16 protein-coding genes and 2 pseudogenes are annotated in these 21,795 nt (G+C 74.3%); 5 read left to right on the plus strand and 13 right to left on the minus strand.

Annotated elements, in window-relative coordinates; all coding sequences use genetic code 11:
• The 3 genes from JWP64_RS04170 to JWP64_RS04180 all read right to left on the minus strand — a co-directional run bounded on the left by JWP64_RS04170 (position 1) and on the right by JWP64_RS04180 (position 2,101).
• On the minus strand, positions 1-849 hold the full coding sequence (locus JWP64_RS04170) for a serine/threonine-protein kinase (RefSeq protein WP_297492430.1): 849 nt from the start codon (positions 847-849) through the stop codon (positions 1-3).
• The gene (locus JWP64_RS04175) at positions 846-1,661 is read right to left on the minus strand and encodes an exodeoxyribonuclease III (protein ID WP_297492433.1); all 816 of its coding nucleotides are present in this window, start codon (positions 1,659-1,661) and stop codon (positions 846-848) included. The genes JWP64_RS04170 and JWP64_RS04175 overlap by 4 nt, the downstream gene beginning before the upstream one ends.
• An 86-nt stretch (positions 1,662-1,747) precedes the next feature.
• Positions 1,748-2,101 (minus strand): hypothetical protein, encoded by a 354-nt coding sequence (locus tag JWP64_RS04180; RefSeq protein ID WP_297492435.1) that lies wholly within the window; start codon positions 2,099-2,101, stop codon positions 1,748-1,750.
• Positions 2,102-2,352: 251 nt separating this feature from the next.
• On the opposite strand from JWP64_RS04180, the gene JWP64_RS04185 reads away from it, so the two are divergent.
• A complete protein-coding gene (locus JWP64_RS04185; RefSeq protein ID WP_297492466.1) occupies positions 2,353-4,566 on the plus strand; it encodes an NADP-dependent isocitrate dehydrogenase in 2,214 nt (737 codons plus the stop codon).
• A gap of 554 nt (positions 4,567-5,120) precedes the next feature.
• On the opposite strand, the gene JWP64_RS04190 is transcribed toward JWP64_RS04185, so the two are convergent.
• Entirely contained in the window at positions 5,121-5,372 is a 252-nt protein-coding gene (locus JWP64_RS04190) for a DUF3017 domain-containing protein (RefSeq protein WP_297492468.1), read from the minus strand.
• 227 nt (positions 5,373-5,599) lie between these two features.
• On the opposite strand from JWP64_RS04190, the gene JWP64_RS04195 reads away from it, so the two are divergent.
• Positions 5,600-6,232 carry a GPR1/FUN34/YaaH family transporter gene (locus JWP64_RS04195; RefSeq protein ID WP_297492438.1) on the plus strand — a complete coding sequence of 211 codons (633 nt, stop codon included), beginning with the start codon at positions 5,600-5,602 and terminating at the stop codon, positions 6,230-6,232.
• 63 nt (positions 6,233-6,295) lie between these two features.
• Here JWP64_RS04195 and JWP64_RS04200 read toward each other — a convergent pair whose 3' ends face one another.
• Positions 6,296-6,895 (minus strand): pentapeptide repeat-containing protein, encoded by a 600-nt coding sequence (locus JWP64_RS04200; protein ID WP_297492440.1) that lies wholly within the window; start codon positions 6,893-6,895, stop codon positions 6,296-6,298.
• 165 nt (positions 6,896-7,060) lie between these two features.
• On the opposite strand from JWP64_RS04200, the gene JWP64_RS04205 reads away from it, so the two are divergent.
• Entirely contained in the window at positions 7,061-7,702 is a 642-nt protein-coding gene (locus JWP64_RS04205) for a GPR1/FUN34/YaaH family transporter (protein WP_297492443.1), read from the plus strand.
• Between the two features lie 91 nt (positions 7,703-7,793).
• Here the strand turns inward: JWP64_RS04205 and JWP64_RS04210 are convergent, their stop codons facing one another.
• The 3 genes from JWP64_RS04210 to JWP64_RS04220 are packed head-to-tail and all read right to left on the minus strand — an operon-like array spanning position 7,794 to position 11,965.
• Entirely contained in the window at positions 7,794-11,180 is a 3,387-nt protein-coding gene (locus JWP64_RS04210; RefSeq protein WP_297492445.1) for an error-prone DNA polymerase, read from the minus strand.
• Between the two features lie 30 nt (positions 11,181-11,210).
• Complete coding sequence (locus JWP64_RS04215; protein ID WP_297492447.1) at positions 11,211-11,555, minus strand: thioredoxin domain-containing protein; 345 nt, start codon at positions 11,553-11,555, stop codon at positions 11,211-11,213.
• Positions 11,552-11,965: a MerR family transcriptional regulator gene (locus JWP64_RS04220; RefSeq protein ID WP_297492450.1), complete on the minus strand. Its 414-nt coding sequence runs from the start codon at positions 11,963-11,965 to the stop codon at positions 11,552-11,554. The genes JWP64_RS04215 and JWP64_RS04220 overlap by 4 nt, the downstream gene beginning before the upstream one ends.
• 149 nt (positions 11,966-12,114) lie before the next feature.
• Between JWP64_RS04220 and JWP64_RS04225 the strand changes: the two genes are divergently transcribed.
• Positions 12,115-13,137 (plus strand): M28 family peptidase, encoded by a 1,023-nt coding sequence (locus JWP64_RS04225; protein WP_297492452.1) that lies wholly within the window; start codon positions 12,115-12,117, stop codon positions 13,135-13,137.
• A gap of 338 nt (positions 13,138-13,475) precedes the next feature.
• Positions 13,476-14,897, plus strand: a complete 1,422-nt coding sequence (locus tag JWP64_RS04230; protein ID WP_297492454.1) for a M28 family metallopeptidase — start codon at positions 13,476-13,478, stop codon at positions 14,895-14,897.
• Positions 14,898-15,705: 808 nt separating this feature from the next.
• Here the strand turns inward: JWP64_RS04230 and JWP64_RS04235 are convergent.
• From JWP64_RS04235 to JWP64_RS04255, 5 genes and pseudogenes are all read right to left on the minus strand, one after another.
• Positions 15,706-16,887 (minus strand): annotated as a pseudogene (locus JWP64_RS04235) (DNA polymerase Y family protein); the annotation flags it as partial.
• 77 nt (positions 16,888-16,964) lie between these two features.
• Positions 16,965-17,732 carry a hypothetical protein gene (locus JWP64_RS04240; RefSeq protein ID WP_297492456.1) on the minus strand — a complete coding sequence of 256 codons (768 nt, stop codon included), beginning with the start codon at positions 17,730-17,732 and terminating at the stop codon, positions 16,965-16,967.
• 206 nt (positions 17,733-17,938) lie between these two features.
• A complete protein-coding gene (gene purH, locus JWP64_RS04245; RefSeq protein WP_297492470.1) occupies positions 17,939-19,498 on the minus strand; it encodes a bifunctional phosphoribosylaminoimidazolecarboxamide formyltransferase/IMP cyclohydrolase in 1,560 nt (519 codons plus the stop codon).
• A 39-nt stretch (positions 19,499-19,537) separates the two neighbouring features.
• A pseudogene (gene purN / locus JWP64_RS04250) lies at positions 19,538-20,155 on the minus strand (phosphoribosylglycinamide formyltransferase); the annotation flags it as partial.
• 129 nt (positions 20,156-20,284) lie between these two features.
• A partial coding sequence (locus JWP64_RS04255; RefSeq protein ID WP_297492457.1) for a DUF6350 family protein occupies positions 20,285-21,795 on the minus strand: 1,511 nt, incomplete at its 5' end.

Consider the following 21,795-nt stretch of genomic DNA (forward strand, 5'->3'; position numbering starts at 1 on the left):
TCACGCGAGAAAACGCCGCCAGAAGGGGCGCCGCCCCGCGCGTGAGCCCGTGGCCAGCATGGCGAGCGCGTCCGCCGCGGAGGGGCGTTCCCCGGGCTCCCGGCGTAGCAACGCCGCGATCACCCCGGCGAGCGGCGTCCCGCAGCGCGCCTCGGGGACGGGGCCGTCGAGCACCGCCGCCCGGGTCGCGGTGACGTCCGCTCGCATGAAGGGCCCCCGGCCCTCGACCGCGAAGAACAGCGTCGCGCCGAGCGACCACAGATCCGTCGCGGCCGTCGCGGGGCCGCCGGTGATCCGCTCGGGCGCGTGGAAGTCCGGGTTCGCGGCGAGCTGCTCGCGCCCCATCAGGCGCCGGTGGTCGAGCGCCTGCGCCAGGCCGACGTCGCTGAGGACCACCCGTCCGCCGCGCACCAGCAGCACCGCCCGCGGCCGGATCGCCCCGTGCACGATCTCGCCCTCGTGCGCGGCGCGCAGGGTCTCCAGCAGCGCCCGCGCCGTCTCGACCGCCTGCGGGCCCTGCAGCGGGCCGGACCGCGCGACGGCGTCGGAGAGCCGTCTGGCGTCGAGCAGCTCGGTGACGACGTGGTCCACCCCGGAGTCCACGACGACGTCGTGCACGGCGAGGAGCCCGGTCGTCCCCAGCCGTGCGGCGCCGCGCGCCTCGCGCAGCAGGCGCTCGCGGAACAGGGCGTGCTCCGGTGCGCCCAGCCCGGCCGGGAGGTGCAGCTCCTTGACGGCGACCTGCCGTCCCGTCAGCCGGTCCTGGGCCCGCCACACCGGGCCGAGGGCGCCGTCCCCGAGGCCGCCGAGGACCACGTAGCGGCCTCCGATGACGCGACTCGGGATCACGGGCCCGCGAACCGCACGGTGACGGGGGCGTGGTCGGACCAGCGGGTGTCGTACGTGGCGGCGCGCTCGACGGCCGCGTGCTCGGCGCGGGCGGCGAGGCCCGGCGTCGCGAGGACGTGGTCGATCCGCCAGCCGGCGTCGTTGTCGAACGCGCGGCCCCGGTAGCTCCACCAGGTGTACGGCCCGTCGACGTCCGGGTGCAGCGCGCGCACGACGTCCGCCCAGCCCGCGGCGCCCAGCTCCGCCATCCAGGCCCGCTCGTGCGGCAGGAAGCCGGAGCTCCCGAGGTTGCCGCGCCAGTTGCGGATGTCCGCCTCGGCGGGGGCGATGTTCCAGTCCCCGCAGACCAGCACCTCGCGGCCGTCCGCGGCGGACTTCTCGCGGCGCTCGGCGAGGTGCTCGGCGAACGCGACGAGGAAGCGGTCCTTCTCCTCCTGCTTCGGCGTGCCCGCGGCGCCCTTGGGGAGATAGAGGGAGGCGACGGTGGCCTCGGGGAGGTCGATCTCGACGTACCGGCCGCTGTCGTCGAACTCGGCCGCGCCGATGCCGACGCGCACCGACTCGGGTGCCTCGCGGCTCAGCACGGCGACCCCGCTGCGGCCCTTCGCGGACTCGCACGGCGCCTGCGCGAGGTGCCAGCCGCCGCGCTCGATCTCGTCGCGGAAGGCGGCCGGGAGCTCCTCGGGCCGGGCCCGGACCTCCTGCAGGCACACGACGTCCGCCCCGGTGGCGGCGAGCCACTCCACGAAGCCCTTGGTCGCGGCGGCCCGCACACCGTTGACGTTGACGGTGCTGACGGTCGAGGGGGCCACCTCCCCACCTTGCCGCAGCGGCCGGCGTCCCGCGACGCCCGGGGGGCGCCGCCGGGGACGATCACTCGGAGGAGGTGGTCCGTGACTCAGCAGACGCTGCCCTGTGTCGCCGCGAGGCTCTCGTTGAGGGCCCACCGGTCTCCCCCGGTCAGTTTGCGGAACCCGTTGGTGACGACGCCGCGCTCGGCGTCGACCTCGGTGCCCCGGCTCAGCGTCTCGACGGGCGCGAGCTCGGTCCCCGGCGACGACCGGACGTTGAGCTGGTCCGGCAGCACGGTCATGGTGCAGCCCGTGACACCCGTGGCGGGGGCGGTCCCGATGTTGAACCCGCCCCCGGAGACCAACGCGATCGCCGCGAGCAGGGTGCCCGCGAGCAGCACGAACGCCCACCCCTTGAACGAGGAGGCCTCGAGCTTGGGGACCTTGATGCGGTTTGCCATGGACGTCCTCCGCGACGGGTGCGGACACCCACCGTAGTCGAGCGACGGCGCTCCGGGACAGGCCCCGCCGGGCGGTACTCCTCGTCACGTGCGAGGCGCGTCCACGCAGGCCACACGCCGCGGCGACGCCCCGCGAGGACGGGACGGGGACGCGTAGGACAGCCGTACGGTATAGCGTGGCGGCCGAGTGGAGGGCGTAGCGCCTTCCCGGTCCAGGTCCGGAAACGAAGAGCTAGGTTGCCGACGTGACGATGAAGGTCATCTACACCTACACCGACGAGGCGCCGGCGCTGGCGACGCACTCGTTCCTCCCGGTCGTCGAGGCGTACGCCGGCAAGGCCGGTATCGACGCCGAGACCCGCGACATCTCCCTGGCCGCCCGGATCCTGGCGCAGTTCCCGGACCGGCTGACGGACGCCCAGCGCGTCCCGGACTCGCTCGGCGAGCTCGGTGCGCTGGCGAAGACCCCCGATGCGAACATCATCAAGCTGCCCAACGTCAGCGCCTCGATCCCGCAGCTCAAGGCCGCGATCAAGGAGCTGCAGGGCGCGGGCTACGACGTGCCGGACTACCCGGAGAACCCGCAGACCGACGACGAGCGCGCGGCCCGCGCGGCCTACGACGCCGTCAAGGGCAGCGCGGTCAACCCGGTGCTCCGCGAGGGGAACTCGGACCGCCGCGCCCCCGCGTCGGTCAAGGGTTTCGCCCGCAAGCACCCGCACTCGATGGGCGCCTGGTCGAAGGACTCGAAGTCGCACGTCTCGACGATGGAGGACGGCGACTTCCGGCACTCCGAGAAGTCCGTGACCCTGCCCGCGGCCACGACGCTGACCCTCGAGCACACCGCCGCCGACGGGACGAGGACGGTGCTCAAGGACGGCCTGAAGGTCCTCGAGGGCGAGATCGTCGACGCCGCCGTGATGAGCGCGTCGGCCCTGAACGCCTTCCTCGCCGAGCAGGTCGCCGACGCCGCCGACAAGGGCGTGCTGTTCTCGGTCCACCTCAAGGCCACGATGATGAAGGTGTCCGACCCGATTCTGTTCGGGCACGCCGTCAAGGCGTACTTCGCCGACGTCTTCGCGCAGTACGGCGACGACCTGGCGTCGGTCGGGGCGAACCCGAACGACGGCCTCGCCTCCATCCTGACCGCGCTGGAGAAGCTGCCCGCGGAAGCGAGGAAGGCGATCGAGGACGCGATCACCGCCGGGTACTCGTCGGGCCCGCGCCTGGCGATGGTCGACTCGTCGCGCGGCATCACCAACCTGCACGTGCCGTCGGACGTCATCATCGACGCGTCGATGCCGGCCGCGATCCGCACGTCCGGCCAGATGTGGAACGCCGACGACGCCCTGCAGGACACCAAGTTCGTCATCCCGGACTCGTCCTACGCGCCGCTCTACGCCGAGACCGTCGACTTCTGCCGCGAGAACGGCGCGTTCGACCCGACCACCATGGGCACCACGCCGAACGTGGGCCTCATGGCGCAGAAGGCCGAGGAGTACGGCAGCCACGACAAGACCTTCGAGATCCCGGCGGACGGCACCGTGCGGGTGGTCGACGCGTCCGGCACGACGCTGCTGGAGCACGAGGTCGCCGAGGGCGACATCTGGCGCGCCTGCCAGACCAAGGACGCCCCGATCCGCAACTGGGTCGAGCTGGCCGTCTCCCGCGCCCGCGCCACCGGCGCCCCGGCCGTCTTCTGGCTGGACGAGACCCGCGGGCACGACGCCCAGGTGATCGAGAAGGTCCGCGCGCAGCTGGCCGAGCTCGACACGGACGGCCTGACCATCGAGATCATGCCGGTGGCCGAGGCCACCCGGTACACCCTCGCCCGGGCCAAGGCCGGCGAGGACACGATCTCCGTCACCGGCAACGTGCTGCGGGACTACCTGACGGACCTCTTCCCGATCCTCGAGCTGGGCACCAGCGCGAAGATGCTCTCGATCGTCCCGCTGATGAACGGCGGCGGCCTGTTCGAGACCGGCGCGGGCGGCTCCGCGCCGAAGCACGTGCAGCAGCTCGTCAAGGAGAACCACCTGCGTTGGGACTCCCTCGGGGAGTTCCTCGCACTCGCCGTCTCCCTGGAGTTCCTCGCCGACAAGACGGACAACCCGCGCGCGGCCATCCTCGGCAAGGCGCTGGACGACGCCACCGGCGAGCTGCTCGACGAGGGCCGGTCGCCGTCGCGGAAGGTCGGCGAGCTGGACAACCGCGGCAGCCACTTCTACATCGCGCTCTACTGGGCGCAGGCCCTCGCCGCGCAGACGGACGACGCGGAGCTGGCGAAGGTGTTCGCCCCGCTCGCGGAGGCCCTGGCCGCGGACGAGGAGAAGATCGTCGCGGAGCTGAACGGCGTGCAGGGCGGGCCGGTCGACCTGGGCGGCTACTACTACGTCGACAAGGCCAAGACGGACGCCGTGATGCGGCCGAGCGCGACGTTCAACGCGCTGATCGACTCCTTCTGAGCGCTGCGCGCCTGTGCGCGGAGATCGTTGCCCTGGCGACGATCTCCGCGCACGAGCACCGGAGGTGCAATGCCCGCGGGACCGCTCGCCGGGGTGCGCGTCCTGGACGTCACCAACACGTTCAAGGGGCCGTACGCCACGCTGCTGCTCGCCCAGCAGGGCGGACGTGCTGAAGGGGCTCGCCGCCAGCCAGGGCGGGACGGGCGAGCCGGAGTACGTGCGCAGCGTCCGTTCACCGCGCTCGAACAGCAGGGCGGATACGTCTGCTCGCCGCCGCGGGGGCCGGCCGGTACGCGCGGACCGCGTCGCCGCACCGGATCCCCTACGCGACGGCGGACGGTCACCTCGGCATACCCGACGGAGGGGACGCTGCGCTCGCGCGGCATCCCGTCGGGCATTCGTCCGGACGGCCGGAGCTCCGGCCCGCGCCGGCGCTCGGGGAGCACACGGCAGAGGTCCTGGCCGAGCTCGGCTACGAGGCATCGGAGATCGGCCGCCTCACCGACGCCGGCGGCGCCTGCACCGCGACGGACTGACCAGGGGTGCGCGGCCGGTCAGCTGACGGCCAGGGAGCCTCTGGTGATCGTCAGGGCCAGGGCCACGATCAGCACGCCGAAGCCGCCGTAGCAGAGCACATCGATCATGCGGCCGCGGATCGCGAGCAGCCCGGCCCGGCTCGGCGGCAGCGTGGCTCGCAGGACCGCCGCGACGAGCAGCGCCCCGCCGAGCAGCACCGACCCCTGCCGCCAGTGCTCACCGAGCACCCGGGCCAGCCCGGCGACGGCGATCAGCAGGACGAGCAGCAGCGCGCCGTGGACCGTCAGCCAGGCACGCAGGTCGGGACGGCCGGTGGCGTTCACGCTCACCATCCTCCCAGGTGGGGCACCGGCGGGCGCACGGACCAGAGAGGACGGTCGAGATTCTCAGAATGAGACGACCATGACCGTCCACACTGCCCTTAATGATCTGTGACGGGACGCACACCAGCGCTCCGCACCCGCACGACCCCGCTCACCAACAGGAGCGTCCATCCATGAGCACAGACAGCGACGTCAGCGCTTCCACCACCACCTCGGCCCCGCCCGCGGCCCTCCCGGCCGGCAATCCTGCGCTGCTGGGGCTGCCGAGCTTCCTCGTCGGCGGCATCGGCCTCACGCTCTACCTGCTCGGCTACCTGCCCGCCACCGCGGTCGGCGCGCTCGTCCCGACGATGCTCGTCGTGTCCGGCCTCGGCCTGCTCATCTCCGCGATTTGGGCCATCAGCATCGGTCAGGGCGCGGTGGGATCGATCTTCGGCGTCTTCGCCACGTTCTGGCTGAGCTACGCCTACCTGGTCCTCTCCCTGGTCAACGACTGGCTGAAGATCCCGGCCGCGGACGCCGGAGCCGCGCAGGCCGCCTTCCTCATCGCCTGGCTGGTGGTGTTCGCCGTGCTCACGCTGGCGACGCTGCGGCTGCCGCTCGCGTTCACGGCCCTGTTCACGCTCGTGACGATCGTCGTCGCGCTCGTCCTGGTGGCCACGCTCGGCGGTCCGGCCGGGTTGCTGACGATCGCCGGCATCGGGGCGGTGCTGTTCTGCCTCGTCGCCCTGTACATCTACGTCGACGGGATGAACCAGGAGCTCGGCGGCGCCGCCCGCCCGATGGGCAACGCGCTCGTCCGCTGAGCCGACCCGCGCGGCGCTCGTGGTCCTTCCGTTCCGCGAGGAGGAACGGAAGGGCCACGAGTGTCAGCTGATCCGGAGGCCGTGGGCGGCGGCGAACGCCAGCGCCGTCTCGGCGTCGACCGCGGCGCCGGCCAGCCTCGCCTGCACCAGGGCGTCCGGGTCCAGGCGGGCGCCACGCAGGTCCGCGTCCTCCAGCCGGGCGTTCAGCAGCCGCGCGCCGGTGAGGTCTGCGCCCCGCAGGTCGCACGTGCGCAGGTCCGCCTCGACGAGGTTCGACTCCCGCATCCGCAGACCCGACAGATCCGTGCCGCGCAGGTCCGCACGGCCCAGCCCGACGAGGGTGAGGTCGCAGTCCGTGAGGGTGATCGGACGCATCCGGCAGTCCAGCAGGGTGCTGCCGAGCAGCGAGCAGCCGTGGAGCTCGATGCGCGTCAACGTGGCCCGGCGGAACGTGCAGGAGCGCATCGCGCCGTTGCGGTGCACCGACTCGGACAGGTCCGCGCCGGAGAAGTCGCACTCGTCGAAGGTGCAGTTCTCGGTGCGCAGGCCGGTCAGGTCCGCGTCGACGAAGCTCACTCCGACGAACCGACGCCCCGTCCAGAACTGCCCGTTCGCCACCAGATCGGACAGATCGAGGCCGCTGAACTCGTCGTCGTCGTGCACGGGCCCGACTATCCCAGGGCGCGTCGGAGATCCGGTGGGCGGAGGTCCAGGTCCCGGGCCCTCCGTTCGTAGGGTCCCGGCGAGTTGTGACCGCGCGCACAATGCCCCTCGCCGGTGGTCAGCGCGATCAGGCGCTGTCTCGGTCGACTCGACGAGGAGCGACACATGAGCGTGGAAAGCGACGTGCAGGCGGGGGCGCATGCCGCGGCGGAGCCGGCGACGGCGGCTCCGATCGGTAACCCGGCCCTGCTGGGCCTCATCACCTTCCTTCCCGCGGGCATCACCCTGGGTCTGTGGTTCGTGGGCTACCTCGACACCGCGACCCTGCCCGGCGGGATGATCCCGATCGTCTCCCTGTCCGCGGGCCTGTTCCTGCTGGTCGCGGCAGTCTGGGCCGGACGCGAGGCCGCGAACTCGGTCGCCGCGATCTTCGGGGTGTTCTCGGCCTTCTGGCTCAGCTTCGGCCTGCTGCTCACCGGGCTGACCAGCGGCTGGTGGGGGATCCCGGATGCGGCGGCGGTGGCCAGCGTGCAGTCCACCTACCTGCTGTCCTTCACCATCGTGTTCGTCCTGCTGACCCTGGCCACGCTGCGGCTGCCGCTGGCGTTCACCGCGGGCTTCGTGTTCGTGGACATCACCTTCGTGCTGGCGTTCCTGGGCGTCAGCGGCGGCAACGCGGGGCTGTTCCCGATCGCCGGGATCACCACGTTCATCTTCTGCGCGATCTTCGCCTACATCCTGTTCGACGGCTTCGGCCAGGACCTCGGCGGCCGCGCGATGCCGATGGGCAACCCGCTGGTGAAGTAGGGCCCGGTGAAGTAGGGCAGGGAGGAGAACGATCTCGTTCCCCAGCCGGTGGCCCCGTCGTCCGCGGCGGGGCCACTGCCGTGTCCGGGGGTCACCGGAAGTCCCGGGACTTCACCGCGACCGCCAGCGGCAGCCGTTGCAGCCGGTCCGCCACCAGGTTCAGCACCCCCTCCGGGCTGCGTTCCAGCCGGCCCCGGACCAGCAACGCCGCACTCCCCAGCGCCACCGAGCGGTACCGCGCCCACAGCCCCTCCGAGCAGGTCACGTTGAGCATCCCGCTCTCGTCCTCCAGGTTCAGGAACGTGACCCCGCGGGCCGTCGCCGGGCGTTGCCGGTGGGTGACCAGCCCCCCGACCAGTACCCGGGGCGGCGGCCGGTCCGGGTCGAACGGGTCCGCGAGATCGCGGCGCTCCCCCGCTCCGGCGGCCCGCCCGACCGCGTCGAGCCGGTCCACCCGGATCGCGCCCAGCCCGTCGAGCCGTTCCCGCAGGTGCTGCATCGGGTGGCTGTCCGGGGAGACCCCGGTGGCCCAGACGTCCGCGACCGTCAGTTCGACCTCCGTCATCCCCGGCAGCACGGGTGCGTCCAGCCCCACGGCGCTCCCGGGCAGGTGCTCCGGGCGCACCGCGGCGACCACCCCGGCCGCCCACAGAGCCGAGCGCCGCTCGATCCCGAAGCAGCCGAACGCCCCGGCCGTGGCCAGCGCCTCGGCCTGCCGCCCGGTGAGCCGGACCCGGCGGGCGAGGTCCGCCAGGTCCCGGTACGGGCCGCCGCGATCCCGTTCGGCCTCGATCTCCTCGGCCAACTCGGTCCCGACCGCGCGGACGTCCCGCAGCCCGAGCCGGATCGCCGTGCCCGCCAGGCTCGCCGGATCCGGCTCGAGGATCGCCGCCGCGGCCCCGCGGTTGACGTCCGGGCGGTGGCACCGCACCCCGTGCCCCCGGGCGTCCGCGACCAGGGACTGGGGCGAGTAGAAGCCCATCGGCTGGGAGTTCAACAGCGCCGCGCAGAAGGCGGCCGGGTAGTAGAGCTTGAACCAGGAGCTGTAGTAGACCAGCGCCGCGAAGCTGATCGAGTGGCTCTCCGGGAACCCGAAGTTCGCGAAGGCCAGCATCTTGGTGAAGATCGTCTCGGCCAGCTCACCGGTGATCCCGTTCGCGGCCATCCCCTCGTAGAACCGCCCGCGCAACGCCTCCATCTTCTCCTCGGAACGCTTCGACCCCATCGCGCGGCGCAGCTCGTCGGCGTCCGACGGGGAGAACCCCGCGACGTCGACGGCGATCTGCATCATCTGCTCCTGGAACAGCGGCACCCCGAGGGTCTTCTGCAGGGCGTTCTCCAGCAGCGGATGGTCGTGCTCCCACTCGTCGACCCCGTTGCGGCGGCGGATGTACGGGTGCACGGAGCCGCCCTGGATGGGGCCGGGGCGGATCAGCGCGACCTCCACCACCAGGTCGTAGAACTCGCGCGGTTTCAGCCGGGGCAGCGTGGCCATCTGCGCGCGGGACTCCACCTGGAACACCCCGACGGAGTCCGCACGCTGGAGCATCTCGTAGACCCGCTCGTCGCTCTCGCCCAGCTCGTGCAGCTCGACGTGGACGCCGTGGAAGGACTCCACCAGGTCCATCATCAGGTGCAGCGCGGTGAGCATGCCCAAGCCGAGCAGGTCGAACTTGACCAGGCCGGCGGCGGCGCAGTCGTCCTTGTCCCACTGCACGACGGTGCGGTCCGCCATCCGCGCCCACTCCACCGGCACGACCTCGGACACCGGCCGGTCGCAGATCACCATGCCGCCGGAGTGGATGCCGAGATGGCGGGGGAAGCCGAGGAGCTGGTCCGCCAGCCCGAGGACCGTCGGCGGCAGGCCCTCCGGCGCGTTGCCGCCGTCGAGCCCCTGCCAGCGCTCGATCCGCTTGCTCCACGCGTCCTGCTGGCCCGGCGAGAAGCCCAGCGCCTTCGCCATGTCCCGGACCGCCGAGCGCGGGCGGTAGGTGATCACGTTGGCCACCTGGGCGGCGTGCGTGCGGGCGTAGCGCTGGTAGACGTACTGGATGGCCTCCTCGCGCCGGCCGGACTCGATGTCCAGGTCGATGTCCGGGTAGCCGTCCCGGTCCGGGGAGAGGAACCGCTCGAACAGCAGCTCGTGACGCACCGCGTCCACGTTGGTGATGCCCAGTGCGTAGCAGACCGCGGAGTTCGCGGCCGAGCCCCGGCCCTGGCAGAGGATCCCGGAGCGACGGCAGAACTCGACGATGTCCGCCACGATCAGGAAGTAGCCGGGGAACTTCTTCGCCTTGATGATCTCCAGCTCGTGCTCGACCATCTCGACCGCGCGCCGGTTCTCCGCGTGGCTGCCGTAGCGCCGGGCCACGCCCTGCCAGGTGAGCGCCGTCAACCAGGACGCCTCGTCCTCTCCCGGCGGGACGTCGAAGGGTGGCAGGTCCGGCGCCACCAGCTCCAGCTCGAAGGACAGCGCGCGGCCCAGCTCGGCCGCCCGGGCCACCGCCCCGGGGTGGCGGGCCTCGAAGCGGGCCGCCATGGCCGCGCCGCTGCGCAGGTGGGCGGTGCCGGCGGGCGGGAGCCAGGCGTCCGCCTCGTCGAGGCTGCGCCGGGCCCGGACCGCCGCCAGGGCCGTGGCCAGCGGATACTGCTCCGGGGAGGCGTAGTGCGCGCCCGTCGTCGCGATCGTCGGCAGGCCCGCGCGAGCTGCCAGTGCGGCCAGCACGTCGTTGCGTTCGGTGTCCTCGGGCAGGCCCTGGTGCGTGAGCTCGACGACGACGCCGTCCCGCCCGAAGCGCTCCACCAGCTCCGCGATCGCCCGCGCCGCCGCCTCCGGCCCGCCCGCCCGCAACGCCTGGCGCACCGTGCCCTTGCGGCCCCCGGTGAGCGCGACGACCTTGCCCGCGGTGTCCGCGACGACCTCGCCCGGGTCGTACACCGGGCGGCCCTTCTCCGCGCCGCGCAGCTGCGCCGTGCTGATCGTGCGGCAGAGCGCGCCGTAGCCCTCCGGGCCGCGGGCGAGCAGGAGCAGATGACTGCCCTCCGGATCCGGGACGCCGTTCTGCGGGGCGGACAGGCCCAGGCTCAGCTCCGCGCCGAAGACCGTGCGCATCCCCAGCTCCCGCGCGGCCTCGGCGAAGCGGACCACGCCGTACATGCCGTCGTGATCGGTGAGCGCGATCGACTCCAGGCCGAGGCGGTGGGCCTGCTCGACCAGCTCCTCCGGATGGCTCGCGCCGTCGAGGAAGCTGAAGTTGGAGTGGCAGTGCAGCTCCGCGTACGGGACGACCGGTTCGGTCCGGGGCTCCGCGGGAGGGCGCTCGTAGGGCGCGCGCTTACGCGACCAGGCGGGGCTGTCCCCGCCGTCCGCCTCCGGGCCGCCGGTGAGGCTCGAGCCCGTGCGCCCGGACCCGTCCGACCGTCCCGCCAGCGCCGCCTCGAACTCGCTCCACGGTACGTCCGGGTTGTTCCATCCCATACGGCCGACCATACTCGAACATTCGTTCGATCACGGCCGGGACGCCGAGTTGTCCACGGGCAGGTACGGCTCGATCGCCTCCAGCACCGCCCGCTTCGGCCGCGCGCCCACGATCCGGGTGACCACCCGGCCGTCGACGTACAGGCTCAGCGTCGGCATGCCCAGGACCCCGGCGGCCGCGGCGGTCCGCGGGCTCACGTCGACGTCGAGGGAGACGACGTCGAGCTCCCCCGCCCGTTCGGCCGCGATCTCGGCCAGCACGGGCTCGATCATGCGGCAGGGCGGGCACCAGGTGGCCGTGAAGTCCACGAGCACCGGGCGGGACGCGCGGAGGACCCGCTCGTCGAACAGGGCGTCGGTGACGGGCTCGATCACGAGGACTCCTCGGGGGCCGGGGCGGACGGGGTCAGCGCGCAGCGCGGGACGGGTGGTCGTTGCAGGAGGGCGACCGCGAGCTGCGCCTCCAGCTCGGCTCGGATCTCGGTGAGCCGGACCAGCGACGCGTCGACCTCGGTGAGCTTGCGCCGGTAGACCGCGATCGAGTCCGGACAGCTCCCGCCGCTGGGGTGGCCGTCCCGCAGGCACTCGACGAACGGGCGCGTCTCCTCCAGGGAGAGCCCCAGCCCGACGAGCGTGCGGATCTCGGCGACGGCCCGCAGGTCCGCGTCGTCGTAGGAGCGGTAGCCGTTCGCCGCCCGCCCCGCGGGCAGCAGGCCCAGCTCCTCGTAGTGCCGCAGGGTCCGGGGACTCACCCCGGCCCGCTCGCCCAGCTCACCGATCCGCATGTGACCTCCTCGCCTTCGGGCGACGCTAGACCTTGCCGCCGACGTGAAGGCCAGACCTGATTTTCGGGGCTGCGGATCCGGCGGAAGGACGAGACGATGGATGTCCGCCATCCGGGCCGGGACGCCACGATCGGAGGGAGCAGCGCGCCATGGACCACGCTCCGTGTCCTCGGTCCGGGCGATGCCGGCCGACCGGGCGGGCCCTGCGCGGCACGGTGGCCGCGCTCGCGGCCGGGATCGCCGTCGCCTGTTCGGCGGCCGCCCCGGTCGCGCCGCCGGCGCCGGACCCGCCCGCCGTCGACCAGCTCGTCGCGCGGACGACCGGCGATGGGGCCTACACCCATCTCCAGGCGCTCGCCGGGATCACGCAGGCCAACGGCGGGAACCGCGCCACCGGCCCGGCGTACGACGCGAGCGTCGACCACGTCGCGGCCGTGCTCCGGGACGCCGGCTTCGACGTCAGCACGCCCACGTTCGTCCTCGAGCGGGACGGCCGGCGGGGCGAGTACCGCAACGTGGTCGCGCAGACCCGCACCGGCGATCCCCGCAGGGCCGTCATGGCCGGCGCGCACCTGGACTCCGTGCGCCGGGGCCTCGGCATGGACGACAACGGCACCGGCGTCGCGAGCCTCCTGGAGATCGCGACGCGGATGGGCGGCTCGCCGCCGGTGACCCGTGCCGTCCGGTTCGGGTTCTGGGGCGCCGAGGAGATCGACTACGAGGGTTCCCGCGATTACGTGGACTCGCTGTCCGGCAACGAGTCGCCCGTCTTCTACCTCAACCTCGACATGGTCGGCGCCCCGAACGCGGGCTACTTCGTGCAGGGGGCGAGCGGCGGACCGGACGGCTCCGCGACTGTCGCGGCCGACCTGACCAGGCGGTTCGTCGCTCTCGGCGTGACACCGGATCCGATGGACCTGGACGGGAGCTCGGACTACGACCCGTTCGTGAACGCCGGCATCCCCTCGGCCGGGCTGCTGGCGGGCGACTCGGAGCACAAGTCCGCGGACCAGGCCAGAAGGTGGGGTGGTGAGCAGGGCGAGGTGTTCGACCGCTGCTACCACTCGGCCTGCGACGACCTGACGAACGTCGATCGCCTCGCGCTGGACCGCTTCACCGACGTCGCGGCGGGGACGCTGGCGTACTTCGCGTCCACCGGGGACCTGCCCTGAGACGAGGACGGGCCTGATCACGGAAGTGCCCGTGCGACGCCGGCCGGGCGCTCCCCAGTGCCGATCGGCGTCGCACGGGCTGAACCGGGCGTGACGGGCCGGGGGCTCCCCAGCGGCCGGTTCCCGTCACTCTCGGAGGTTTCACTCCCCTGCGCTGTGAGATCAGTTCACCGCCTCCACCTGTGACGTACCTGTGAGACGCCCGTGCGTAGGCCATGGTTTCCCGTGCCACCCGTTCGGGTGTGCCCGCTCCGGGGGCGTGGCGCCCGGACGTGGCGGACACTGATCCCATCATCCGAGCCGGCACGGCGCCGAACGGAACGGACCTCGGGAGCGCGATGCACCACCGGCCGACCCTCTCCGGAGCCGCCACCCTGGTCACGGCCCTGACCTGCGCGGTCGTGCTGGTCGCGTGCGGGGGTTCGGCCCCACCGGAGCCGGACCAGGCATTGCCCGCCGCCCTGGTCTCCCAGGCGTCCGGCGACGGCGCGTACTCCCACCTGGAGGAGCTGCAGCGGATCGCGGACGCGAACGGCGGGAACCGGGCCGTCGGCACTCCGGGGTACGACGCGAGCGTCGAGTACGTCGCCGGGAAGCTGCGCGACGCCGGGTACGACGTCGAGACGCCCTCCTTCGACGCCGCGACGTTCGCGGTGCAGACCCAGACCCTGACGGTCGACGGCGCTCCGGTCGAGGCCACCGCCCTCAGCTTCTCGCCTTCGACGCCGGGGCCCCTCACCGCACCGCTCGCGGTGATCGCGCAGGACGACACCTCGGGCTGCGAGGCGAGCGACTTCGCCGGGATCCCGGCCGGGGCGATCGCGGTGGCCCGCCGCGGGACCTGCCCGTTCGGGGTGAAGTCCCAGCTCGCGGGCGCGGCCGGGGCGGCCGCCGTGGTCGTGGTGAACACCGAGGACGGCCCGCTCAACGGCACGCTCGGGGAGACGACGGGGACCGTCCCGAGCGCGGGGGTCAGCAGGTCGGTGGGTGCCGGGCTGGCCGGGAAGAACGGCGCGCAGGCCGTGCTGACCCTGGCGACGAGGACCGAGCGGAAGACGACCCGCAACGTGATCGCCCAGACCCGCACCGGCGACACCGGGAACGTGATCATGGCCGGTGCGCATCTCGACTCGGTGCCGGAGGGGCCCGGGATCAACGACAACGGCACCGGCAGCGCGGGGCTGCTGGAGGTCGCGACCCGGCTCGGCGGCTCCCCGGCCACCAGGAACGCGGTGCGTTTCGCGTGGTGGAGCGCGGAGGAAGCGGGCCTGCTGGGCTCCACCGCGTACGTCCGGGCCCTGCCCGCGGAACAACGTCCGACGATCGCGCTCTACCTGAACCTGGACATGATCGGCTCGCCGAACCCGGGCTACCTGGTCTACGACGGCGACGGCTCGGACAAGCAGGGAGCGGGCCCCGGGCCGCAGGGCTCAGCGACGGCCGAGCAGGTGCTCGCGGACCAGCTCCGCACCACCGGGGTGACGCCGGCGGGCACGGACTTCGACGGGCGCTCGGACTACGGGCCGTTCATCGAGGCGGGCATCCCCGCCGGCGGTCTGTTCACCGGAGCGGAGGAGGTCAAGACGCCGGAGCAGGCGGCCCGGTGGGGTGGCGAGGGCGGCAAGCCCTACGACTCCTGCTACCACCAGGCCTGCGACACCCTGGCGAACGTGGACCGGACCGCGCTGGACCGCAACGTCGACGCGCTGGCCGGGGCGGTCGGCCGGTTCGCGCTCTCCCTCGACGGGATGCGCCCCTGAGCGGGGAGCACCGAGCCGGAGCATCGAGTCGGGAGCACCGGGCCGGGGCTCAGTCGTAGATGCCGGTGACCCACCAGCGCCCCTCCCGATGGACGAGGAGCAGAGCGGCCCCGTCGGCGAGCACGACCTGGATCCGCACCTCGGTGTGCGCGCCGCCGGCCCACCAGCGCTGCTGCAACGGCCACGGCCCGGCCCACGCGCTCAGCTCGCGGCCCGGGTGACCCGCCAGGACGAGCAGGTGCGGCTCGGAGTCCAGCAGGTCCAGCGCCCGTAACCCGACCGGACGGCCGTCGACGCCCAGGAGCTCGACGGGCAGGGGTTCCGGCGGGACGGTCGCGGGGGACGGCGCGGGGAGCCGGCCAGGCCAGGCGGGCACAGGGTCCTTCGCGGCCTTCGGGGTGCGGAGGGGCCGGGAGCGGGTGGGCCTACGGATGCTCGACGGCTGTGACGACTGTAGGGCCTCTGGTGGCTGCGGGGCCCCCGCCCGCTGCGGGGCCCCCGCCCGCTGCGGGGTCTCCGGTGGCTGCGGGGTCCCTACTCGCTGCGGAATCTCGGCTGGCTGCGGAATCTCGGCGGCCCGCGCGTTCCCGGCCCCGGCGGGCCTGTGATCGTCGTCCGGGCGCACCGGGCCGCGACCGGCCGTTCCCGGCCGGTGGACGCGGGCGTCCGGCTCCGCCGCGGACGGGACGACCCGGAGCGGCCGGACCGGGACGCCCGGGTCGGCCCGCAGGTGTCCCCCCAGCCCGATCGGCTCCGGCGCGGGCGCGCCCGTCAGGTCCCCCGGCCCCGCACTCCCGCTGCCCGCCGCCCGGTCGTCCCCCCACGGGACGAGCCGCACCCGTTCCCCGGGGTCCCGGCCGCCGGTCAGGACCGCGGTGACCACCGCCTCCGGCCCGAGCAGCGCCTGCACCCGGACGAGCGCCCGGCCCGCCCGCTCGTCGGACTCGCCGACCTCGCCCCACAGCCCCATCTGCAGCGCCCCGGCGGTGACGGTCTCCTCCGGGGTGAGCCGCAGCCGCACCACCGCGCCCGATCCGCCGCGGGTGAGCCACGAGTCCAGCTGCCACCGAACCCGGTCCACCGTGCCGGACGGGGTGAGCGGCTCCGCGCAGCGCCAGATCCGCAGCAGCTCCTCCCCGCTCTCCGTGCGCGCCCACACCCCGAGCCGCGTGCAGGACAGCGCATGCCCGGCCAGCGTGGTGTGCAGCCGTTCGGCCAGGGCACGGGCGGCGAACGCGGCGGCGTCCACCCGGTCCACGGGCGGGTCCAGCTCCAGCTCGACGGCCAGCTCCTCCGGCGGGCGGCGGCGGACCGGCGGGCGCGGGTCCAGCCCGCGGGCGAGGCGGTGGGCGAGCACCGCGTCCGCCCCGAACCGGGACGCGACGTCCGCCGGCGCCAGCCCGGCGAACGCCCCGAGGCTGCGCAGCCCGAGCCGGCGCAGCAGGTCCACCAGCTCGGCGCGGTCCACGTCCGGCTCGCGGTCCAGCTCCTCGACCCCGAGCGGCGCCAGGAACTCCCGGCTGCGCCCGAGCTCCACCCCCAGGCCGCGCCGGGCCGCGAGGACCGCGGCGAACAGGCCGTCCGCGAACCCGGTCTGGCACTCGACCCCGGTGCGGGCGGCGACCTGGTCGATCAGCCGTTCCGCCGCCTCCCGCTCCCCACCGAACCAGCCGACGGGCCCTTTCGCGGGCAGCGCGAGCAGGCCCGGCCGGACGATCTCCACGCCGGGAGCCAGCTCCTCGACGGCGACGACGACGGGTTCGAACAGCCGGGCGTCCCGCTCCGGGTCCGAGGCGAGGACGGCCAGCTCGGGACACCGGGCCTGGGCGTCCCGCCTGCGCAGGCCCCGCCGCACCCCGTGCGCCCGCGCGGTGGCCGAGCACGCCAGCACCCGGTTTGCGTGGAGCACCGCCGCGGGCCGGTGCGCCGGGACGTGCGCGCCCAGCGCGGCCGCGGTGACGGGCCAGTCCGGGGACCAGAGGGCGAGCACCCGCTCCGCGGCCCCGTCGACCGAGGCCCCGTCCACCGGAGCACCGTCGACCGGGGCACCACGCTCGTCGCGCGGCCTCATCCGACGGCCACCCGTGTGTCCTCGTGCCCCGGCGCGACGGGTACTGGTACCGCGGCGGGCACGCCGATCGCGCCGTTCCTCCCCGGGAGCAGCACCTCCGCCCGGCGCCCCACTCCGGCGCCGCCCCGGCCACCGCTGCGCACGACGACCTGCCGGGAGCACAGCCGTCCCGCGCCCCGGCCCGCCCCGGACCAGCGGACTTCCGAGCAGCCCAGCTCGACGTCCGCGCCGGGCCAGGCCCCCAGCGCGAGCAGCACCGCACCCCGCTGCCGCGCCCGGGCCGCGAGCCGTTGCCGGTCCTGCCCCCGCAGGCCGGCCCGCTGCGCCCCCGCCACGACGACGAGGTCCATCCCGTCCAGCAGCGCGAGCACGACCGCGACCAGGTCCCCACCCGGCCGCGGGACGAGCGCGAGCCGCTCGAGCCGGATCCCCGCCTCCGCCGCGGCCACCGCCCCGAGCCCGGGCACCCCGACGACGCCCGCCCACATCCCCTGGGCGGAGGCCTCCGTGAGCAGCCCGAACAGCAGCGACGTCGATCCCGTTCCGGACGCGACCGAGACCGACGAGCCCCGGCGCAGCCCATCCGCGGGCAGCAGCGGCCGCAGCGGCGCCGCCACGGGCAGCACGTCGCCGCCCGTGTCCTCTCCGGGACCGATCGGCGCGGGCCGCACCGCGTCCGAACGATCCGACCGGTCCTCCATCCTGCGGAGCAGCCCGCGTGCGAGCTCCAGCCTGCTCGTTGCGTCCCCCACGGCACCCTTCACCGGGACACCTACCTCCCGACCGGTTGCGTCGCGGGGAAGACGACGAGCATCGAACGTGTGTTCGAATCCTAGCCGCCGAATGGGGCCTCTTCAACTCCTCGTCCGGGCGACGGCCGATCGGATCTTCCGCCGAATGCACGAACGGCACTTTCGTTCATACCTGGTGAGCGAAAGTGCCGTTCGTGAAGATCAACAGGCGCCGCAGCCTAGTGCGCGAAGTGGCGGGTGCCCGTCAGGTAGAGGGCGACGCCCGCGGCGGCGGCCGCGGCGGTGACCTGCTCGTCCCGGATCGAACCGCCCGGGTGCACGACGGCCCTGACGCCCGCCTCGAGGAGCACCTCCAGCCCGTCGGGGAACGGGAAGAACGCGTCCGACGCGGCGACGGCGCCGCGGGCGCGGTCCCCGGCGCGGGTCACGGCGAGCTTGCAGGAGTCCACGCGGTTGACCTGGCCCATCCCGACACCGACGGCCGCGCCGTCCGAGGCGAGCAGGATCGCGTTGGACTTCACCGCGCGGCATGCGCGCCAGGCGAACGCGAGGTCCGCGAGCACCTCATCGGGCACCGGCTCGCCGGCGACGAGCTTCCAGGACGACGGGTCGTCCCCGGCCGCGTCGACGGCGTCGCGCTGCTGCAGGAGCAGGCCGCCGGTGATCGGCCGCATCTCGGCGCCGGTCCGGCGGACCTCGCCGGGCAGCCGCAGCACCCGCAGGTTCTTCTTCGACGTGAGGATCTCCAGCGCGCCCTCGGCGAAGGACGGCGCGAGCACGACCTCGGTGAAGATGTCCTTCACCTGCTGCGCCATCTCCACGCTGACCTCGCGGTTCGTCGCGATGACGCCGCCGTAGGCGCTCACCGGGTCCGTCGCGTGGGCCTTGCGGTGGGCCTCGGCGACGTCCGCGCCGACCGCGATGCCGCACGGGTTCGCGTGCTTGATCACCGCGACCGTCGGCCGGTCCCCGTGGTCGTGCGCAGCGCGCCAGGCGGCGTCCGCGTCGACGTAGTTGTTGTAGGACATCTCCTTGCCGTGCAGCTGCTCGGCCTGCGCGAGGCCCGAGCTCTCGGGGGACACGTAGAGCGCCGCGGCCTGGTGCGGGTTCTCGCCGTAGCGCAGCGTCGCCTTGCGCTCCCAGGTGGCGCCGGCCCACGCGGGGAACACCGTGTCCGCCTCGGGCGCGAGGACGGAACCCATCCAGGACGCGACGGCGACGTCGTAGCTCGCCGTGTGCCGGAAGGCCTCGGCGGCGAGCCGCCGCCGGTCCGCGAGCAGGAACCCGCCCGCCGCAACCTGCTCGAGGACCCAGTCGTACCGCGCCGGGTCCGTGATCACGGCGAGGCTGTCGTGGTTCTTCGCCGACGCCCGGACCATCGCGGGGCCGCCGATGTCGATCTGCTCGACGCACTCGTCCTGCGTCGCGCCGGACGCGACGGTCTCGGTGAACGGGTAGAGGTTCGACACGAGCATGTCGAACGGCGCGACGCCCAGCTGCTCGAGCTGCGCGAGGTGCTCCGGCTTGCGGGTGTCCGCGAGCAGCCCGGCGTGCACCCGCGGGTGCAGGGTCTTCACCCGGCCGTCGAGGGTCTCCGGGAAGCCGGTCAGCTCCTCGACCGGGGTCACCGGGATGCCCGCGTCCGCGATCCGCTGGGCGGTCGACCCGGTGGAGACGATCTCCACGCCCGCCGCGTGCAGCCCGGTGGCGAGGTCCAGCAGACCCGCCTTGTCGTAGACGCTGATCAGGGCCCGGCGTACCGGCCTGCGCTCACTCACGTCGATGCTCGCCTCTTTCTCCGCTCGCGCCGATCCGATGCGGACCAGCGCCTCGACGGTGCCGACCAGCAGCCGCCGTTCCGAGTTCTTGATCCGTTCGTGCAGCTCGGCCTCGGTGTCGCCGGGCCGCACGGGTACGGCTTCCTGGGCCAGGATCGGCCCGGTGTCCACGCCGGCGTCGACCAGGTGGACGGTCGTTCCGGTGATCTTGACGCCGTGCGCGAGCGCGTCCCGGACGGCGTGCGCCCCCGGGAACGACGGCAGCAGCGCCGGATGGGTGTTGACGATCGGGCAGCCGATCCCGTCCAGGAAGTCCGGGCCGAGGATCCGCATGAACCCGGCGCAGACGACCAGGTCGGGCTCGTGCGCACGAACCGCGGCCAGCAGCGCGCGGTTCCAGGCGTCCCGGTCCGGGTGCTCCGCGGGGCGGACGACCGCGGTGGGCACGCCGGCCCGCACGCCGCGATCGACGGCGGTGGCGTCCCGGTCCGCGGCTACGGCGACGACCTCGGCCGGGTAGTCCGCGTCCGCGGCGGCGTCGAGGAGGGCCTGCAGCAGCGTGCCGGAGCCGGACGCCAGGACGACGAGCCGCGCAGGTGCGCGGGGCCCGGGTGTGCTGCTCGCGGCGCTGGGATCGGCGCTCGACGCGGCGGACAACCGGGCTCCTCTTCTCGACTGGGGCGGCACCGGCTGCGGGATCTTCTCCCCGTCCGGCGCGGCGACCCTGACCAGCGTAAACCGCGACCCGGATCACAGCGCGGCCGCGTCGCCCGCACAGGGTGCCGGTCACTCCTCGCGGGCGGCCTCCTCGGCCTGCCGGGCGCGCTGGGCGACGAGCTCCGCGACGGTCCGCGGCTTCGGCTCGGTCTCCTCGTTCGGCGCGTTGCGCGCCGGCTTCACGGGTCCACGGGACTCAGGCGCACGGGATTCGGCCGCTCGGGAGCCGGGCACCCGGGAGCCTGCCGCTCGGCGCTCGGCTACTCGGCGCTCCGCTGCGGGCTCGGCTACTCGGTGCTCCGGTGCGGGCTCGGCCGCTCGGCGCTCCGGCGCGGGGCTCTGTAGGGGCTCGGCCGCTCGGGCCGGGGCCTGCCGGGGCTCGGCCCGGCGGAACAGGGAGGCGCGGGGCCCGCCCTCCCGTTCCTGACGGGTGCGCTCCCGCCGCTTCTCCCGGCGGCGCTGCTCCCGCTCGGAGTACCGGGCGCCGACGGAGCGGGCGCGGGGCATGGGCCCGTCGCCGGGTGCCGGCGCGTCTGCCGGCTCGTCGTCGGCGAGGGCGTCGCCTGCAGGGCCGCGGTCTGCGGGGTCGCGGTCTGCGGGGTCGCGGTCCGCCGGGTCACGGTCTGCTGAGTCGTCGTCGGCGAGGCCGCTGTCTGTGGGGTCGAGGTCTGTGAGGTCGTCGTCTGCGGGGGCGTCGTCCACCGGGTCGTCGCGCATCTCGTCGTCGGGCCGCGGGTACCCGTCCAGGTCTCCGTGCTCGACGGGCTCGGTCGAGGCCCCCGGGCGGCCCTGCCGGTCGGCCTCGTCGTCGGCCTTCACAAGGCCCCCGTCCTCCGGATCGTCCCCGTCCGGCTCGAGGTCCTCGTGCCCGGGCGCGTCGTGCCCGGACTCGTCATCCGCAGCCTCGTCCCACTCGTCGTCCCAGTCCCCGGTCTCCGGGTCCCGGCGCTCCTCCTCGACGTGCCGGTACCCGTCGGGCGCCTCCGCACCCCGCTGCACCAGGGCTACCAGCGCCCCCGGCCCACCGACCCACAGCAGCACCGCCAGCAGCACCAGCCACGGCGGCACGACCACCGGGTCGAACGGTCCCGCCGCGAGCCTGCCCCCGGCGAGGGCCGCGGCGAGCGCGCCCGCGACGGCGAGCAGCGCCGCGGCCGTCCCGACCGCGCGGATCCGCTGCACCACCGTCGACGAGGGCCCGAGCACCCGCCGGCACGTCCCGCCGACGAGCAGCCCGACCCCGGCGGGGAGCAGGAACACCACGACCGCCCACACCGGCGGCGTCCCGACGGGCAGCGCCCCGAACAGCGGGAACGGAGGCAACGGGCCGCTCGTCGAGCCGAGCGGGGACACCGAGGCCGTCCCCACCTCGACTCCCGGGCCGAGCAGCCAGGACGCCCCGGCGACGACGGCGTTGGGCAGGTAGGCCAGCGCGAGCAGGGTGAGTCCGAGGCCCGCACCGAACGCGGGGGCGACGGCGACGTAGCCGGCGTGGACGCGCGTGGCGCCGAAGCCGAGGCCGACCAGGACCGCCAGCGCGCCGAGCGCCAGCAGCGCCGCGCCGCCGACGGCCGCCGCGG

Source organism: Pseudonocardia sp., assembly GCF_025465255.1.
Taxonomy (GTDB): domain Bacteria; phylum Actinomycetota; class Actinomycetes; order Mycobacteriales; family Pseudonocardiaceae; genus Pseudonocardia.

Excerpts from the sequence above, each read along its gene's own strand:
- JWP64_RS04180 (WP_297492435.1), bottom strand. The coding sequence starts at position 2,101 with ATGGCAAACCGCATCAAGGTCCCCAAGCTCGAGGCCTCCTCGTTCAAG.
- JWP64_RS04185 (WP_297492466.1), top strand. The coding sequence starts at position 2,353 with ATGAAGGTCATCTACACCTACACCGACGAGGCGCCGGCGCTGGCGACG.
- JWP64_RS04195 (WP_297492438.1), top strand. The coding sequence starts at position 5,600 with ATGAGCACAGACAGCGACGTCAGCGCTTCCACCACCACCTCGGCCCCG.
- JWP64_RS04205 (WP_297492443.1), top strand. The coding sequence starts at position 7,061 with ATGAGCGTGGAAAGCGACGTGCAGGCGGGGGCGCATGCCGCGGCGGAG.
- JWP64_RS04210 (WP_297492445.1), bottom strand. The coding sequence starts at position 11,180 with ATGGGATGGAACAACCCGGACGTACCGTGGAGCGAGTTCGAGGCGGCG.
- JWP64_RS04220 (WP_297492450.1), bottom strand. The coding sequence starts at position 11,965 with ATGCGGATCGGTGAGCTGGGCGAGCGGGCCGGGGTGAGTCCCCGGACC.
- JWP64_RS04225 (WP_297492452.1), top strand. The coding sequence starts at position 12,115 with ATGGACCACGCTCCGTGTCCTCGGTCCGGGCGATGCCGGCCGACCGGG.
- JWP64_RS04230 (WP_297492454.1), top strand. The coding sequence starts at position 13,476 with ATGCACCACCGGCCGACCCTCTCCGGAGCCGCCACCCTGGTCACGGCC.